This is a genomic window from Streptomyces flaveus, assembly GCF_014647675.1.
In the GTDB taxonomy this organism is placed as follows: Bacteria; Actinomycetota; Actinomycetes; order Streptomycetales; family Streptomycetaceae; genus Streptomyces; species Streptomyces flaveus.
The window spans coordinates 525,099-539,827 of the sequence record NZ_BMPQ01000003.1 but is presented as its reverse complement, the minus strand read 5'-3'; the positions used below and the strand labels follow the sequence as shown (position 1 = coordinate 539,827).

Annotated in this window: 15 protein-coding genes; 6 read left to right on the top strand and 9 right to left on the bottom strand. The window is 69.9% G+C overall.

What is annotated here, in order from left to right; genetic code table 11:
- Nucleotides 1-57 precede the first annotated feature (57 nt).
- Both IEZ21_RS09175 and IEZ21_RS09170 read right to left on the bottom strand, forming a co-directional pair.
- Nucleotides 58-486, bottom strand: coding sequence for a CBS domain-containing protein (locus IEZ21_RS09175; RefSeq protein ID WP_033317950.1), 429 nt, complete (start codon nucleotides 484-486; stop codon nucleotides 58-60).
- Nucleotides 487-816: 330 nt separating this feature from the next.
- Entirely contained in the window at nucleotides 817-1,449 is a 633-nt protein-coding gene (locus IEZ21_RS09170; RefSeq protein ID WP_189321345.1) for a nucleoside/nucleotide kinase family protein, read from the bottom strand.
- A gap of 164 nt (nucleotides 1,450-1,613) precedes the next feature.
- On the opposite strand from IEZ21_RS09170, the gene IEZ21_RS09165 reads away from it, so the two are divergent.
- Nucleotides 1,614-2,093, top strand: coding sequence for an anthrone oxygenase family protein (locus IEZ21_RS09165; RefSeq protein ID WP_189321344.1), 480 nt, complete (start codon nucleotides 1,614-1,616; stop codon nucleotides 2,091-2,093).
- A gap of 178 nt (nucleotides 2,094-2,271) precedes the next feature.
- On the top strand, nucleotides 2,272-3,759 hold the full coding sequence (locus IEZ21_RS09160; protein WP_189321343.1) for a glutamate synthase subunit beta: 1,488 nt from the start codon (nucleotides 2,272-2,274) through the stop codon (nucleotides 3,757-3,759).
- A gap of 34 nt (nucleotides 3,760-3,793) precedes the next feature.
- Here the strand turns inward: IEZ21_RS09160 and IEZ21_RS09155 are convergent, their stop codons facing one another.
- Complete coding sequence (locus tag IEZ21_RS09155; RefSeq protein WP_246567435.1) at nucleotides 3,794-4,333, bottom strand: carboxymuconolactone decarboxylase family protein; 540 nt, start codon at nucleotides 4,331-4,333, stop codon at nucleotides 3,794-3,796.
- 47 nt (nucleotides 4,334-4,380) lie between these two features.
- On the opposite strand from IEZ21_RS09155, the gene pdxR reads away from it, so the two are divergent.
- Nucleotides 4,381-5,841 carry a MocR-like pyridoxine biosynthesis transcription factor PdxR gene (pdxR, locus tag IEZ21_RS09150; RefSeq protein WP_189321342.1) on the top strand — a complete coding sequence of 487 codons (1,461 nt, stop codon included), beginning with the start codon at nucleotides 4,381-4,383 and terminating at the stop codon, nucleotides 5,839-5,841.
- Nucleotides 5,842-5,926: 85 nt separating this feature from the next.
- Here pdxR and IEZ21_RS09145 read toward each other — a convergent pair whose 3' ends face one another.
- Both IEZ21_RS09145 and IEZ21_RS09140 read right to left on the bottom strand, forming a co-directional pair.
- Nucleotides 5,927-6,190 carry a DUF397 domain-containing protein gene (locus IEZ21_RS09145; protein ID WP_189321341.1) on the bottom strand — a complete coding sequence of 88 codons (264 nt, stop codon included), beginning with the start codon at nucleotides 6,188-6,190 and terminating at the stop codon, nucleotides 5,927-5,929.
- Complete coding sequence (locus IEZ21_RS09140) at nucleotides 6,191-7,051, bottom strand: Sco1979 family transcriptional regulator (RefSeq protein WP_189321340.1); 861 nt, start codon at nucleotides 7,049-7,051, stop codon at nucleotides 6,191-6,193.
- Nucleotides 7,052-7,230: 179 nt separating this feature from the next.
- On the opposite strand from IEZ21_RS09140, the gene IEZ21_RS09135 reads away from it, so the two are divergent.
- Complete coding sequence (locus IEZ21_RS09135; protein ID WP_189321339.1) at nucleotides 7,231-7,824, top strand: ATP-binding protein; 594 nt, start codon at nucleotides 7,231-7,233, stop codon at nucleotides 7,822-7,824.
- A 38-nt stretch (nucleotides 7,825-7,862) separates the two neighbouring features.
- Nucleotides 7,863-8,324 carry a hypothetical protein gene (locus tag IEZ21_RS09130; protein ID WP_189321338.1) on the top strand — a complete coding sequence of 154 codons (462 nt, stop codon included), beginning with the start codon at nucleotides 7,863-7,865 and terminating at the stop codon, nucleotides 8,322-8,324.
- Between the two features lie 73 nt (nucleotides 8,325-8,397).
- On the opposite strand, the gene IEZ21_RS09125 is transcribed toward IEZ21_RS09130, so the two are convergent.
- Together IEZ21_RS09125 and IEZ21_RS09120 are read right to left on the bottom strand one after the other, a co-directional pair.
- Entirely contained in the window at nucleotides 8,398-8,568 is a 171-nt protein-coding gene (locus IEZ21_RS09125) for a DUF8839 family protein (protein ID WP_106972262.1), read from the bottom strand.
- Nucleotides 8,569-8,794: 226 nt separating this feature from the next.
- On the bottom strand, nucleotides 8,795-10,168 hold the full coding sequence (locus IEZ21_RS09120) for an amidohydrolase (RefSeq protein ID WP_189321337.1): 1,374 nt from the start codon (nucleotides 10,166-10,168) through the stop codon (nucleotides 8,795-8,797).
- A 161-nt stretch (nucleotides 10,169-10,329) separates the two neighbouring features.
- Here IEZ21_RS09120 and IEZ21_RS09115 point away from each other — a divergent pair, with 161 nt between their 5' ends.
- Nucleotides 10,330-11,283 carry an endonuclease/exonuclease/phosphatase family protein gene (locus IEZ21_RS09115; RefSeq protein ID WP_189321336.1) on the top strand — a complete coding sequence of 318 codons (954 nt, stop codon included), beginning with the start codon at nucleotides 10,330-10,332 and terminating at the stop codon, nucleotides 11,281-11,283.
- A gap of 64 nt (nucleotides 11,284-11,347) precedes the next feature.
- Here the strand turns inward: IEZ21_RS09115 and IEZ21_RS09110 are convergent, their stop codons facing one another.
- Together IEZ21_RS09110 and IEZ21_RS09105 are read right to left on the bottom strand one after the other, a co-directional pair.
- Nucleotides 11,348-13,258, bottom strand: coding sequence for an FUSC family protein (locus IEZ21_RS09110; RefSeq protein ID WP_189321335.1), 1,911 nt, complete (start codon nucleotides 13,256-13,258; stop codon nucleotides 11,348-11,350).
- A gap of 607 nt (nucleotides 13,259-13,865) precedes the next feature.
- The gene (locus IEZ21_RS09105; protein WP_189321334.1) at nucleotides 13,866-14,597 is read right to left on the bottom strand and encodes a DUF7873 family protein; all 732 of its coding nucleotides are present in this window, start codon (nucleotides 14,595-14,597) and stop codon (nucleotides 13,866-13,868) included.
- Between the last annotated feature and the right edge of the window lie 132 nt (nucleotides 14,598-14,729).

Sequence of the window (14,729 nt, the reverse complement as noted above, 5' to 3'; positions counted from 1 at the left end):
CGTCCGACACGGCCGGCCGGACGAGAGCGCGTTCCCGGTGGCGACGGGATCCCGGCGTCAGCGTGTGGCGGTCCTCGCGTAGACGCTCTCGGCCCAGTGCGCGAGCTGGTCATCCGTCAGATGCGCGGCCAGATCGGCCTCGCTGATCATTCCGACCAGACGCTTGTTCTCGATGACAGGAAGGCGGCGGATCTGGTGCCCCTGCATTTCGCCGAGCACTTCGCTGACATCGGCGTTCGCGTCGATCCAGCGCGGTGTGCCCTTGGCCATCTCGCCCGCGGTGACGCGTGCCGGGTCGTGGCCCATGGCCACACAGCCGACCACGATGTCGCGGTCCGTGAGGATGCCGCAGAGCCGTTCGTTCTTGTCGCTGATGGGCAGCGCGCCCACATTGAGCTCGCGCATCAGCTGGGCGGCGCGGTCCAGGGTCTCGTGGGCGGGGATCCACTGGGCACCGCGGTGCATGATGTCTCCGGCAGTGGTCATGAAGTACCTCCCGATGCCGGCGGGCCGGCGCGGCGCGGGGACGCACCGCTAGGGCGCCGCTGATGGATCTCCGTGGAAGAAGGAGCGACGTCCGGTGCGTGCGATCGGCGTGCGGTGTGAAGGGTCATGTGGCGGAGCCACCTGTCCCTTCGCGCCGTGCGGCGAGCGTGCGTGCTGGGCGCCGCGACGCCGCGGAGATCCATCAGCGGCGCCCTAGTCCCGGCGCCCTACATTCTCGTCGGGCGGGAGACGATACGCACCCGCAAGTGCCCGGATTCCGACGGCCCGGTCCTTGCACAAGTGGTCCGGAACCGCTCGCCGAAGTCAGGGTCAGCCGTTCCATGCCGGGCGACGCGGGTCGTCCGCGCGTACCAGGATGTCGGCTGTGTCGCCCGGGGCCACCTCGCTCTCGTAACGCTCGTACGCGGGAAGCGTCCAGTGCTCGCTTTCAGGGGTGCGTCGGCGCAGGGCGCCCGGGGAGAGGCGTACATGGACGGTGAAGTCGAACGGGAACCAGTGGCGTAGAAGCAGCGGACCATGCAGCAACAGCAGGGCGCCGGGCGGTAGTTGGACGTAGGGGCTGCGGGTGGCGCGGTCGGCGGCCGGGTCCCAGAGGTCGGGCAGGACGCGGCCGTCACCGCCGGGGTCCAGCGGGCCGAAGACCTCGCGCCACAGGGCGCCCGTGTCGAACCAGCCGTCGTAGTACGCCTCCACGTCCTGATGACCGTGCTCGAACCGGAGCGACGCGGGGCGCAGGAAGCCCTCCGTGCCGACGACGAGGGCGGACCGGCCGCGCAGGCGCAGCGCTTCGGCCACGCGTTCGGCGAGCTCGCCGGGGTGGGCGGCCGGTGCTCCGTCGAAGGCGATACGCGGCCAGGGGCTGCCGTCGTCCGGTTTCAGGTCGAGGAACCGCTCGGCGAGGAGGTCGCCGAGCCGTTCCCAAGTGATCGCTTCGAGTCGCACAGGGCCATGATGCCGCGCGGACGAATGGACACCGCCCCGAGCCCCAAGCCGAGCGGCTCGCGTATGCCCCCGAGCCTCTCACCCATGGTGACCCTGGTCGTACCGGACTTCACTTGTGGTGACAGGGAGCGCCAGGCAGGATCTTTCAACATGCGGGAGTTGCCATGATCGATGGACCGTACTTCGTGCTGACGGTGCTGGGTGTGCTCGGTACGGGGTTGGTTGCCGGAGTCTTCTTCGGGTTCTCGACCTTCGTCATGAGGGGACTTGCCGCGCTGCCGCCGGCGCAGGGCGTGGCCGCGATGAAGTCGATCAATGTGACGGTGTTGGCGCCGGCTTTCATGATCGCGTTCGTCGGGTCGGCCGTGCTGTGCGCGGTGCTCGCGGTGGTCACGTTCGTACTGTGGCCCGACGAGGGCACGGTGGAGCTGCTGCTCGGCAGCGCGCTGTATCTGTTCGGCTGCTTCGGAGTCACGATGGTCGCGAACGTCCCGCGCAACGAGAAGCTGGCCACGATGGACCCCGGCACCCGGGAGGCCGCCGCGTACTGGTCCTCGTACGTGAGCGAGTGGACGACGTGGAACCACGTCCGCACGGCCGCGTCCGCCGCCGCGGCGATCTCGTACGTGCTCGCACTCGCCTGAGGCGCTGAGGCAGAGGCGCATGCGCCGGCGCGCACCTTGAGGCGTGCGCGCCGCGGGCGACGTATCGTGGCGGAAAGAGTCTGCCGCAAGGCCCTACGCGTCCGCCCCCGGCCCGCCGCCCCGGCCCGGAGACCGGATGCCGTACGGGTCCCGTTCGCGTATGTAAGGGAAGACGGCCATGGCCGATCCCAAGGGTTTCCTCAACGCCTCCCGCGAGGACTGGCCGCGCCGCCCTGTCGAGGAGCGGGTCCGTGACTGGGACGAGATGTACGTCCCCGGCGCGCTGCTGCCCATCATCCGCACGCAGGCCGACCGCTGTATGGACTGCGGCATTCCCTTCTGCCACGAGGCCTGTCCGCTGGGCAATCTGATCCCCGACTGGAACGACCTGGTCTCGCGCGACGACTGGCGCGCGGCGAGCGACCGACTGCACGCCACGAACAACTTCCCCGAGTTCACCGGGCGGTTGTGCCCCGCGCCCTGCGAGGCGGGCTGCGTGCTGGCGATCAACCAGCCCGCGGTCACCATCAAGAACGTCGAGGTCGCCATCGCCGACCGGGCCTGGGAGGAGGGCTTCGCGCCGCCACGACCGCCGGACCGGCTCTCCGGGCGTACGGTCGCGGTGGTCGGCTCGGGGCCCACCGGCCTTGCCGCGGCACAGCAGTTGACGCGGGCCGGGCACACCGTCGCCGTGTACGAGCGGGACGACCGGCTCGGCGGGCTGATGCGATACGGGATACCCGAGTTCAAGATGGAGAAGCGGCATCTGGAGCGGCGGCTCGAGCAGATGCGGGCGGAGGGAACCAAGTTCCGTACGTCGACGGCCGTCGGCCGGGACATCGATGCCGCCGGGCTACGGGCCCGTTACGACGCCGTCGTGCTCGCCGTGGGCGCCACGGCCTGGCGTGAACTTCCCGTGCCGGGGCGGGAGTTGGACGGCATACACCAGGCGATGGAGTATCTGCCGTTGGCCAACCGGGTTCGCGAGGGGGACATGGAGGCCTCTCCACTGTCCGCGGCCGGGAAGCATGTCGTGATCGTCGGCGGCGGTGACACGGGCGCCGACTGCCTGGGCACGGCGATACGCGAGGGCGCCGCGTCCGTGACCCAGCTCGACATCTATACGCAGCCGGGCACGGAACGCGACGAGGACGCCGAGCCATGGCCGACGTACCCGAAGATCTACCGGCTGTCGGCCGCGCACGAGGAGGCCCGCGAGCTGCGGACGGCGCCCTCGGCGGACGCCGACGCACGGCTCTTCGCAGCGTCCACGCTCCGCTTCACCGGCGATGCGAGCGGGCACGTACGCGCGCTGCACCTGGTCGAGGTCGACGCCGAGCGCCGACCCGTCCCCGGCACCGGACGCCGACTCCCCGCCGACCTCGTCCTGCTCGCCCTCGGCTTCTCGGGCCCCGACCGCTCCGACGGCCTCGTAGACCAGCTCGGCCTCGGCCTCGACCCCCGCGGCACGATCACCCGCGACGCCGACTTCGCGACCAACGTCCCCGGCGTGTACGCCGCCGGGGACGCCGCGCGCGGCCAGTCCCTGATCGTGTGGGCCATCGCCGAGGGCCGAGCGGTGGCAGCGGCGGTCGACCGCCAACTGACGGGGAGCTCACGGCTTCCGGCGCCGATAGGGCCGTACGACCGGCCGATGACGGCGTGAGACGCCAGGCACACCAGGGACAGGAACACCGAGGTCAGCGCTCGTCCGTGCCCGCCACCTTCCCCGTCGACAGCGCGATCCGGTTCCATGTGTTGATCGCGAAGATCAGCGCCAGGACCTGGGCAAGTTCCTGCTCGTCGAACTGGGCGGCGGCCTGCGCATAGACGTCGTCCGGGACGCCGCGGTCGGCCACCAGTGTCACCGCCTCCGTCAGGGCGAGCGCCGCCTGTTCCCGCTCCGTGAAGAAGTGGCGGGCCTCGCGCCACACCGCGACCATGTGCAGTCGGTCCTCACTCTCGCCCGCCTTGCGCGCGTCGTTGGTGTGCATGTGGAGGCAGTACGCGCAGTGGTTGAGGTGCGAGGCGCGGATCTGGATCAGCTCGACGAGGGCCGGGTCGAGCCCCTCGCGGGCGGCGGCGTCGAAGCCGATGAGGGCGCGAAAGGCTTTCCGGGCGGACTTCGCGAAGTTGAGGCGAACGTTTTCGGCCACCGTGACCCCGTTCGCCACCTTCGTTGCACTCACCGTGTTCGCCGCGTTCACCATGTCTGCCTCGTTCGTCGTGTTCGTCGTCATGACTACGAAACTACGGCTCGGAAAGACCCTCTGTAGAGTTCATTTCCATGGCGGAATCATGGGTCAATTCGGCGGAGCGCATCGGCGCCGACCTGCACCTGGAACTGTCGGGCCAGGGCGGCCGTCGCGCCGCCCTCATCCACGCCCTGCGCGAGGCCGTACGGAGTGGCCGTCTCGCCCCAGGCACCCGCCTCCCCCCGTACCGCTCGCTGGCCGCCGATCTCGGCGTGGCCCGCAACACGGTCGCCGACGCGTACGCCGAACTCGTCGCCGAGGGCTGGCTGACCGCGCGCCAGGGCTCGGGCACCCAAGTTGCCGAGCGCGCCGAACCGTTGGGCACCCACGCGCGCGTACCCAAAAAGGCACCTCCACGCGCGCATGGACCACGACACGACTTGCGGCAGGGCACCCCGGACGTGTCGGCGTTCCCGCGCACGGCCTGGCTCGCCTCGTACCGGCGGGCCTTGCAGCAGGCGCCCAACGAGGCGTTCGGACCGGGAGACCCAGCCGGCCGTCGCGAACTACGGGAGGCGCTCACGGAGTACCTGGCACGCGCGCGTGGCGTACGCACCGAGCCGGGCCGGATCGTGATCTGCTCCGGTTTCGCACACGCGCTGCGGCTCCTCTTCGGTGGCTCCGGAGGCGGGGTGCTCCAGGGCCCGCTGGCCGTTGAGGCGTACGGGCTGCCCTTCCACCGCGAGTTGCTGGCAGCGGCAGGCGTACGGACGCTCCCGTTGCCCCTCGACGAACACGGCGCCCAAGTCGAGAAGTTGGGCAACGAGAAGTTGGGCAGGGAGCGGGCTGTACTGCTCACACCGGCGCACCAGTTCCCGACCGGCGGGCCCCTGCATCCCTCGCGCCGCGCCGCCGTGATCGACTGGGCACGCGCGCGTGGCGGGGTGATTCTGGAGGACGACTACGACGGGGAGTTCCGCTACGACCGCAAGCCCGTGGGCGCCGTGCAGGGTCTGGACCCGGAGCGGGTCATCCACATCGGCTCGGTCAGCAAGAGCCTGTCGCCCGCGCTGCGGCTGGGCTGGATGGTCCTTCCGGAGCGGTACGTCGATGCCGTACTGGAGGCGAAGGGTGAGCGTGAGGCGTGGGCGAGTGTCCTCGATCAGCTGACGCTCGCGGACTTCATCGTCTCCGGGTCGTACGACCGTCATGTGCGGCGCATGCGGCAGCGGTACCGGACGCGACGGAACCGTCTCGTCGTCGCGCTGGCCGCGCACGCACCGCACATCGAGGTCACCGGGATCGCGGCCGGGCTGCACGCGGTGCTACGGCTGCCGCCCGGCAGCGAAGAGGCCGCCGTCAGGGCCGCCCACTGGCAGGGGCTGGCCCTGGACGGGCTCGACGTTTTCCGGCACCCGGAAGCGCCCACTTCCGCGCCGGACGGACCGGACGGCCTGGTCGTCGGCTATGCGACGCCTCCGGAGCATGCGTACGGGGCCGCGCTGGACGCGTTGTGCGCGGCGTTGCCGCCCGGACGATTGGCCGAAAAGTGAGCAGATCCAGTGAATTCCAAGATAGGGAAACACTCTGAACAACGAACAAAGGGACAGCCGGCAAGGGAGTTGATGAACAAGAGCCTCAAGACAGCAGGAAGTCCGCCTCCCCCGCCTTGGCGCCCTGAATGAACGCGGTCATCTCGCCGGGGGTGTAGATGAGGGCGGGTCCGTCCGGATCCGCGGACTGACGGACCGCGATACGGCCGTCGGCGAGTTTCATCGCCTCCAGGCAGTTGCCGCCGTTGCCGCCGCTCCAGGGCTTGTGCCAGCCTTCGCTGCCCAGCTCCCGTGCGGGCATGCCGTTGTAGATCCGCCCGTTGTGAACCCGGGCCTTGATGCGATTCATTCACAGCTCCTTGCGGAGATCCAGGAGGATCTCGTTCGTGCGATGTGCTGTGGCGGCCTGCGCCGCCATGCGGTCCATGACCTCGAGATAGGTGGACACCTCGGCACGCGCGTCCAGGTAGACGGCGCCGGTCAGGTACTCGCTGTAGACCATGTCCGGAAGTTCGGGCACGGCGAATCGGAAGAGCACGAAGGGCCCGTACGTACCCGCGTGCGGCCCCGAGGAGAACGGAGCTATCTGCAGGGTCACGTTCGGCAGTTTCGTGATCTCGAGGAGCTTGTCGATCTGGGCGCGCATCACCTCGGGGCCGCTGACGGGCCGGCGCAGGGCCGTCTCGTCCATCACGACCCAGAACCGTGGCGCGTCCTCACGCGTGAGCAGCTCCTGGCGATGCATGCGCAGCGCCACATGACGCTCTATGTCCTCGGGTCTCGTCTGGCCGATGGCGCCGGATTCCATGACGCCACGGGCGTACTCCTCGGTCTGCATCAGTCCGGGCACGAAGTGGGGTTCGTAAGAGCGGATGAGGCCGGCCGCGCCCTCCAGGCTGACGTACATCGAGAACCAGCCCGGCAGGATGTCGTGGAACCGCTGCCACCAGCCGGGTTGGTTGGCCTCCTCGGCGAGGGCGACGAAGGCGTCGGACTCCTCCTCGGAGACGCCGTACGCCTTCAGCAGAAGCTGGAGATACGGGATCTTGAGGGCGACCTCGGCCATCTCCATGCGGCGGACGGTGGCGGCCGTGACGCGCAGTATGCGCGCCGCCTCCTCGCGCTTGAGCCCCGCGCGCTCCCTCAGGTCCAGCAGGCGCCGTCCGAGGACGACCTGCCCGACCGTCGGCGCGGACCGTGGCTCACTCACGTCCACCTCCACATAGTCCTGAACAGCCCGGGCGGCGCCCGGTGGCTACCCGGCGGGTACCCAACAGACGCCGCGTCACGTGCTGTTGCGTTGCAGTGTGCCATGGTCCCCTCGACACGGAACACTGCACTCTGCAATTTTCAGAGTGACTCTTGCCAAGTGTTCACGGCGGGGAGATAGTGGCAAGCGTGACTCCGCCTTCGTCGTTAAGAGCAGACGCCGCCGATGCCGCCGGGAGCCGGTTCGGTCTCGGCGCCGCCGATGCGGCTGCCGAGCGCCGGTTCCGTTTCGAGCTGGCCGCTCATCCGGGTTCCGCCGCGCAGGCCAGGCGCCTTACGCGCGCCCGGCTTTCGGGGTGGGCCGTCTGTGAGGACATCTGCGACACGGCGGAGCTGGTCGTCTCCGAGCTGGTCACCAACGCGGTCGTGCACACGGCGAGCCGCCAGGTGGTGTGCGAACTGCACGACGGCGACGACCGGGTGCGAATAGCCGTACGCGATGAGGGGTGTGCGACGGGTGAACCCCACCCTTCGCCACAGCGCCCCGAGGAGGAGCACGGGAGGGGACTGCTTCTCGTCGCTGCGGTGTGCAGTGCCTGGGGCGCCCAGGATTCCGGACCCGGACTGCTGGTCTGGGCGGACCTTCCGCGATCGGCGAACAACGGCGCCGAGCCGCGGTCGGACCTGGGCTGGAGTGCGAGGAGCCGGCCGGCCCCAGCCGGCTCCTCGCGAACCGGCACGGACGGGCTCTCCGCCGGGCACGAGTGGTTCTGAATCGCTTCGACAACTCGAGAACGGACGGGGCTGGCTGAATGGGTGTGAGGGCTACGTCGGCCGGGGTGCCTCGGGTGCTTCACCTGGACACGCTGGTTCGTCTGCGGCATTCACTGCGGACCCCCTCCGGGGCCGAGGCGCTGCGACGTCTCACCGTCCCGGAGGGCATGCGCGCGCCGCTCGGCTGCGACGCGGTGGCGATGCCCGCGCGGTTCGGCCCCCTGCTGATGTCCCGGCTGCCTCGCGTCGGCTGTGTGTACGCCGACGATTCGCAGTGGTGGTGGCTGGTCCCCTCCGACTCCGACGTCTCCCTGGAGTGGCCCTCGCCCACGCACTACGCGACGGGGGCGGTGGTCCCGGGCCCATCCACGCTTCCTCTCCCGGACCTGATCCACAAGCCGGACAGCACGCTTCCGTACACGCCGCCGATACCGCTGTATCTGGCGCTGTGCCGGGTTACGGGGACGGCGCCGGTGTGGTCGAAGGTGGTTCGCGCCTGACCTGGTCAGGCGCGAACCACCTTCGACCACACCACCCCCGTAGGCACCCCGCCCCACCGCCGGTGGTACCCGCTCAGCCGCCGGAGGTGTCGGATACGACCACCAGGAAGGCGTCGGAGGTCAGGTCCATAACGACCTCGGCCTGCTGCCCTTCCAGGCGGCAAGCCTGCGCGAACTCCTCCGCCGGCCACGAACCACGCGGCCCACCGGCCGGAAAGCGCCCAAGCACTGTTCGCCCGTTCACTTTGCACCTCCATGTAGCGCTGCTCCCGTAGAAGCGCTGTTCTCCTAGAGTTAATAAACGCCAACCATGGGGGAAACGGATCGCTGAGTGACCGTACTGAGACGTAGCTGACACTCGGTTACTGCCTCGGTGTGAGTGATCTCTCAGCTTTCGTGACGTTTCGTGTCAGTCTTCGTACTCGTAGTGATATCGGGCCTCTTCCACTCCCGCCCCACGCCCACCGCTCTCAGGCGTCGTACTCCTGGATCTTCCTGCCATGGCTCCGGTCGAGCAGCGACGGCATCCGTTCCCCCAGCTCACCCACGATCCCCGGCACATCGAGCGTCAACAGCTCGCGGTCGCGCATGAGGACCCGGCCGTCGACGATCGTCGTGCGTACGTCGCTGGAGCGGGCGCTGTGGACCAAGGTGGCGGGGAGGTCGTGAACGGGCTGGGTGTGCGGGCCGGTCAGGTCGACGAGGATGATGTCGGCCTTGCGTCCCGGGGCGAGGCTGCCGATCTGCTCGCCGAGTCCGACCGCCCGCGCGCTCTGCAGCGTCGCGTGGTGCAGGGCTTGCCGTGAGGTCAGCCAGCGCGCGTCACGCTCCGTGAACTTCTGCACCAGCGCGGTGAGGGCCATGGCGTCCCACACGTCCAGAGAACCGTTCGAGGCGGCCCCGTCCGTGGCGAGCCCGACGGGGATGCCGAGTTCCCGCAGGGCGCGTACCGGCGTGGTGGTGGGCCAGGCGAACTTGAGGTAGCCGCGCGGCGCGCCGGCCACGGCGACCCGTCCCGTGGCTCCGGCGAGGACGGGCAGGTCACGCTCCACGATGCCCGTGCCGTGGGCGATGAGCAGGTCGGCGTCGAGGAGCCCGGCGCCCTGAAGGATCTCGATCGGCGTGCGGCCGTGCCGGGCCAGGCTGGTGTCGGTCTGATCGCGGTTCTCGGAGGCGTGGATGTGCACCAACAGGCCGTGTTCGCAGGCGAGTTGGGCGGTGGCGGCGAGGTCGGCGTCGACGACGGTGTACGGGGCGTGCGGGGCGAGCGAGGTGGTGATGCGGCCGTCGGCTGCGCCCCGCTGTCGTAGCGCGAAGTCCAGTGACCGCTCACGGCCTTCGGTCCCCTGCGAGGAGAAGTAGGCCTCTCCGAGGTTGGCGCGCATCCCGCAGTCGGCCACCACGGCGGCGACCGTGTCCATGGAGAAGTAGTGGTCCGCGAAGCAGGTGACGCCGCCCCGGATCATCTCCGCGCAGGCGAGCCGTGCGCCCAACTCCACGTCTTTGTCGGTGAGGTTGGACTCGATGGGCCAGATGACGTCGTTGAACCATTCCTCGAGGGGCAGGTCCTCGGCGATACCGCGCAGGGTGACCATCGGTGCGTGCGTATGGCAGTTGACCAGGCCGGGCATCGCGATCTGGCCGTGCGCGTCGATGCGTTCGGTCGCAGGGGTGTCAGCGGGGGTGTCATCCGGGTCGTCGGTGGTCACGGTCTCGATGAGCCCGTCCCGTACGACGATGGTGGCGTCCTCGACGAAGTCGATCTGTTCATGATCGTCGTGCACGAGGGCGGTGCATCCGGTGATGATGAGATCGGCGGCGTTCTTCGCGTCGGGCGATGTCATCACGCCACGGTACGACGAGGTCGTACGGCCGGGTGACGTGAACCGTGCATCCGGTCCTCGCCCTGTCGCCGCAAGGGTTCGGCGCGCACTCTGGCGTCACCGATCCACGTCACCGTCCCATGAGACCTTCGACCGGCAGTGCTCCCCGGAAGGAGCCCGGCATGCTTCTCGGCACCTGGAATCTGGAGAACCTGTATCGGCCCGGCGGCCGGTTCGGACCGAGGAACGAGGCCGCGTACAAGGCGAAGCTCACCGCCCTGGCCTCGATGATCACGGATCTCGACCCCACACTGCTCGGTGTGCAGGAGGTCGGCGACCCGGCAGCGCTGCGGGATCTGGCCGACATGCTGGACGGCGACTGGCACATCGCGCTCTCGGAGCATCCGGACGGCCGCGGCATCAGGGTCGGCTTCCTCAGCCGCCCCGTCCTGCGGGTTCGGGCCGACACGAACGCCTTCCCCGCACCACTGCGGCCCGTGCAGGGTGACGACGACGGTGAGCCGGTGGACCGTACGGGCCGCGGTCTGCTGGCGGTGGAGATCGCCATGGGGGCGATGACCCTGACGGTGGCGGTGGGCCACCTGAAGTCGAAGCTGCTGACGTATCCGGGCGGACGGTTCCAGCCGCGGGACGAGGGCGAGCGGGCGCGCTATGGCGCGTACGCCCTCTGCCGGCGGGCCGCCGAGGCCACGACACTGCGTGCGCTCGCCGACCAGTTCCTCGACGGCAAGGGCAGGGAGCGGAACGTGGCCGTCCTCGGCGACCTGAACGACGAGGTCGCCGCCGCCACGACCCAGATCCTCCAGGGCCCGCCGGGTTCCGAGATCAAGACCCCCGGCTTCGAACGCCCCGACAAGGGCGACGCGTCCCGCCTCTGGAACATCGCCCCTCTGATGGACGAGAAGCAACGATTCTCCCGCGTGCACGCCGGCCGCCCTGAGCTGATCGACCACATACTGGTCAGCCGCCTCCTCCTCGACCATGTGACCGGTGCGGGGACCGGGGCTCCGGCCCAGGAGGTCGCCACGCTGCCGTCGGTGGGCGACGATCCGAGTGTGCGCCGGGACGAGGCGGGGTCGGATCATGCTCCGGTGTGGGCACGAATACGGGTGTGAAGCTACGGGTGTGAGGGCGACTTCCTCGGATCAGGCACACAGGTTCATCAGGCACACAGGTTCATCAGGCGCTCAGGTTCAGTGGGTTCCCCGACCGGCCGTCCTCCGAGGTGAGCCCCGCCCGCTCCCGCTGCTCGACGAGTTCGTCGAGCAGGGTGGCGAGGCGTTCGGTGTGCTGGGGAGTGAGCCGTCCCGTGTCGTCGAGGTGGACGGCGCATGCGGTGGTCGTGTCCACGAGGCGTTCGAGTGTGGCCGCCACCTCGTCGGTGCCTTCCGTGTGCCGTGCCAGGGTGGGGAGTTCGGCGGAGGCGCGGTCGATCGCGGCGCGGGCATCGGCCAGCGTCCGATAGGCCTCGCGGCGCAGGGCCCAGCGCGCCGCCCGGTCGTCGGCCCCGCTCAGCACATGCGCCAGGTACGCGTGCGCCGCGTCGGCCGCCTGCCCCAGCCGGGCCCGTACGTTCCCGCCGCGCTGCCCCGGCGCCGGCAGGTGCCCGACGAGCAGCACGATCGCGCAGGCCAGCAACGTCTCGCCGATCCGGCTCCAGGAGGCCTGCGGTTCGCCGCCGACCATGACGAGCGAGAGCACCAGGACGGTGACGACGGCGGTCTGGGCGGCGAAGTGCCGGGTGGCGATGGGGATCAGGGCACCGCTGATCGCCACGACCGCCACAAGCCCTCCCGGCTGAGGCAGCAGGGCCGCGAGCCCCGCGAAGAGGACGGCACCGAAGACGGTGCCCGCCGCCCGGTTCAGTACGCGCGAGACGAGCGGACCGAGGTCGGGCTTGACGAGGAAGACGGCGGTGGCCGGAAGCCAGTACCAGTGCACATGGTGCAGCGCCTGCGCGACGGCGGCACTCGCACCGAAGCTCAGCGCCACCCGGAGCCCGTACTCGCGGCCTCCGGCGCCGGTGACCGTACGCAGGAGGGCCCTGGCGCGGAGGGGACGTAGGTGCAGACCATGGCGCGCGGTCTGCTGGGCACCGAGGTCGATGGGCCCGCCGGCACCCTTGGGGGCGCTCTTCCCGCCGCCCCGGTCGAAGGCCTCGGCCGCGTGCAGCAGCGCGTCGTCGAGGGCCCGCAGCCCCGGTACGGAACGGGCGGGCGCGGGCAGCGGCCCACAGGCCTCCCCCGTCCGTACGGCGGCAGCGAGCCGTCGCGGCCCCTCCGCCGCGCGCGCGGGCAATGCGTCCCCGGCCCAGGCGAGCGCGGTCGCGGCCTCGGCGAGGGGCAGCGCGGCGGCGTACTGTGCCCGCAGCCGCCGCTCGGCCGCGGAACTGGCGTACCGCCGCAGCCGCGGCCCCCCGAGCGCGTCCTGCGCGTGATCGAGCGCAGCGGTCAGCGCGGCGCGCCGGGCCATGGCCTCCTCACCGCCCACGGCGGCGAGCAGCGCGGCGACGGCGTCGTACACGGAGGCGACGGCTTTCCGTTCCCCGTCGAAGCGGAAGTCACTGACCAGGGCCCCGGGCGTCGGCAGCACAAGCCGCAGCACAATGAGCCAGAGCGCACCGCCGAGGAAGAACAACGCACGCTGCCACCCCGCTTCGGGCAACGGCATCCCGGCCCCCACGGCAGCCGCGACCAGCAACTGCGTCCCGGCTCCTGAAGCCACCGGCCCCACAGCGCTGACGGCCCCGCCCACCAGACCGAGCCCGGTCAGCCCCAGGGTCAGCAGCACCGCTCCGGCCTGCTCCCCGAGGTACGTCCCCAGGTACAGTCCCGCGGCTCCGGCGAGCGCCGGCACCCCGAGCCGCCTGATCGACGACCTCCGGCTCCCGGGCCGGTCGTTGATCCCGGCGAGCATGGCGCCGAGGGCGGCCACGACCCCGATGGAGGGACGGTCGACGAGGACGGTCACGAGCAGCAAAGGACCGGCGGCCAGCGCTCCCCGTACGACCGCGCTCCACGGCACGGGTCCCCGCTGGGCGCGCAGCGCATGGGTGAGCCAGGGAGGCAGAGCAAGGGCAGGGCGGGACACGGGGCTCCTGTCAGTACGAGGGCGGGGGTGTGCCTTCGGGCGACGTCGGCCGGGCGGTGGTGTGGTGCCCACGGTAGGCCGCGATCCTGGAGCAAATGCAACTCTCGCATTTCAGCGAGGTGAAGGACGGCGGGGAGGTCGCGTTCTTTATGAACGCAATGCGGATGAACGCAATGCGGGTTTACGGGTCTCGGGGCGGGTCTACGAGTCTTGGGGCGGGCCTCCGGATTGCGGACGGCGTACCCACCTGAGACGTCCGCAAAAAGGAGCGGACCCGGGGGCGTAGCCGGCCCCCGAGCCCTGTGATGCCGCCCATGTCGCACGCCAGCACGCTTGAGGACCCAGGTCAGTATGAAGTCGCCGCGTCCTGCCTTTGGACCACCGCACATCGAGCTGTGCGGGCCGGACTTGAACCGGCATTTCGACGTCCGGGGCCTGGGCCCGGTTGATCCGGCGATCGGCGGCGAATGCTGAGTCTGGAGCAATAGTCTGAGATTGAATCGCGGTCCCTGATCCGGGACCGCGCAGTCACGACAAGGCTCAGCTTCAGCTTTGCGCTCCTCGCGCACCCCGGCCGAGGTGGCTGATGGCCGGGGAGTTTCTGAGGCTACCCGAACAGGTAGCCGAACACGGCGTCACCGACTCGCTGGTCGACGACGTCGACGCCGTTCGCCTCTTCCCGCGCGAACTTGACGGCCTGCTGCAACTTCTCGACCCGGTCGAGCAGTTCGTTCACGCGCCGGGCGGGAAGGGCACCGGAGAACTTGACGGTCGTCCAGTAACCGACAGGTATGTCCTCGTAGTACACCTCGACCTGCGCCGGATGCTTCTCGGTGGCTTCGGCCTTCACATGGTTCCGAGGCACCTTCTTCGTACGAAGCGTCCGGACCGGCTCGGTCTTCCAGGCGTCGGTGGACGGGTCCTGCACCCACGACTCGGAGGCGTCGAGCACCGGCAGCTTCCGCACAAAAGTGTTGAGATCGGTGAGCTGCTTCTCCAGGAAGAGCAGATAGGACACCGGCACATCGGCGACGAGCACCCGCCCGTCGACGGTGATGTCCGCCCTGGCCGAGGTGTTGGCCCAGTCCTTGGTGGCGGTCACATCGAACAGCCGCGTAAGGACCGCCGCGGTGTCCCGCAGCACGTCCTCGGCCTTCACCTGCACCCGAGTCGACTCGGGCGGCAACTGCTCACCCTCCTCGTCCTTCGGCTGGTACGTACGCGAGATGCCGGCCAGCAACGCGGGCTTCTGCAGCCCGTGGTGAGCGGACGTCAGGTCCTGATGGGACTTGGCCTTGACGCCCTTCTCGACTGCGATGATCTGATTGAGTTTCGCCACGTCGGAGACGGTAGCAGTAACAACTGGGCCTATACGAAGGAGTATTCGACGAGGTTCCTTGTCAGCGACGGCGTCGAGGGTCTCGTCCCACGGGAGCCCGAAGCCCGGGCGGGCCGAGCGCGTGGCTTCCGC

What these genes read in the sequence shown, in the direction of transcription:
- IEZ21_RS09165 (WP_189321344.1), top strand. Translation starts at nt 1,614, where the DNA reads ATGATCGATGGACCGTACTTCGTGCTGACGGTGCTGGGTGTGCTCGGT.
- pdxR (WP_189321342.1), top strand. Translation starts at nt 4,381, where the DNA reads ATGGCGGAATCATGGGTCAATTCGGCGGAGCGCATCGGCGCCGACCTG.
- IEZ21_RS09160 (WP_189321343.1), top strand. Translation starts at nt 2,272, where the DNA reads ATGGCCGATCCCAAGGGTTTCCTCAACGCCTCCCGCGAGGACTGGCCG.
- IEZ21_RS09130 (WP_189321338.1), top strand. Translation starts at nt 7,863, where the DNA reads ATGGGTGTGAGGGCTACGTCGGCCGGGGTGCCTCGGGTGCTTCACCTG.
- IEZ21_RS09145 (WP_189321341.1), bottom strand. Translation starts at nt 6,190, where the DNA reads ATGAATCGCATCAAGGCCCGGGTTCACAACGGGCGGATCTACAACGGC.
- IEZ21_RS09115 (WP_189321336.1), top strand. Translation starts at nt 10,330, where the DNA reads ATGCTTCTCGGCACCTGGAATCTGGAGAACCTGTATCGGCCCGGCGGC.
- IEZ21_RS09120 (WP_189321337.1), bottom strand. Translation starts at nt 10,168, where the DNA reads ATGACATCGCCCGACGCGAAGAACGCCGCCGATCTCATCATCACCGGA.
- IEZ21_RS09175 (WP_033317950.1), bottom strand. Translation starts at nt 486, where the DNA reads ATGACCACTGCCGGAGACATCATGCACCGCGGTGCCCAGTGGATCCCC.
- IEZ21_RS09155 (WP_246567435.1), bottom strand. Translation starts at nt 4,333, where the DNA reads ATGACGACGAACACGACGAACGAGGCAGACATGGTGAACGCGGCGAAC.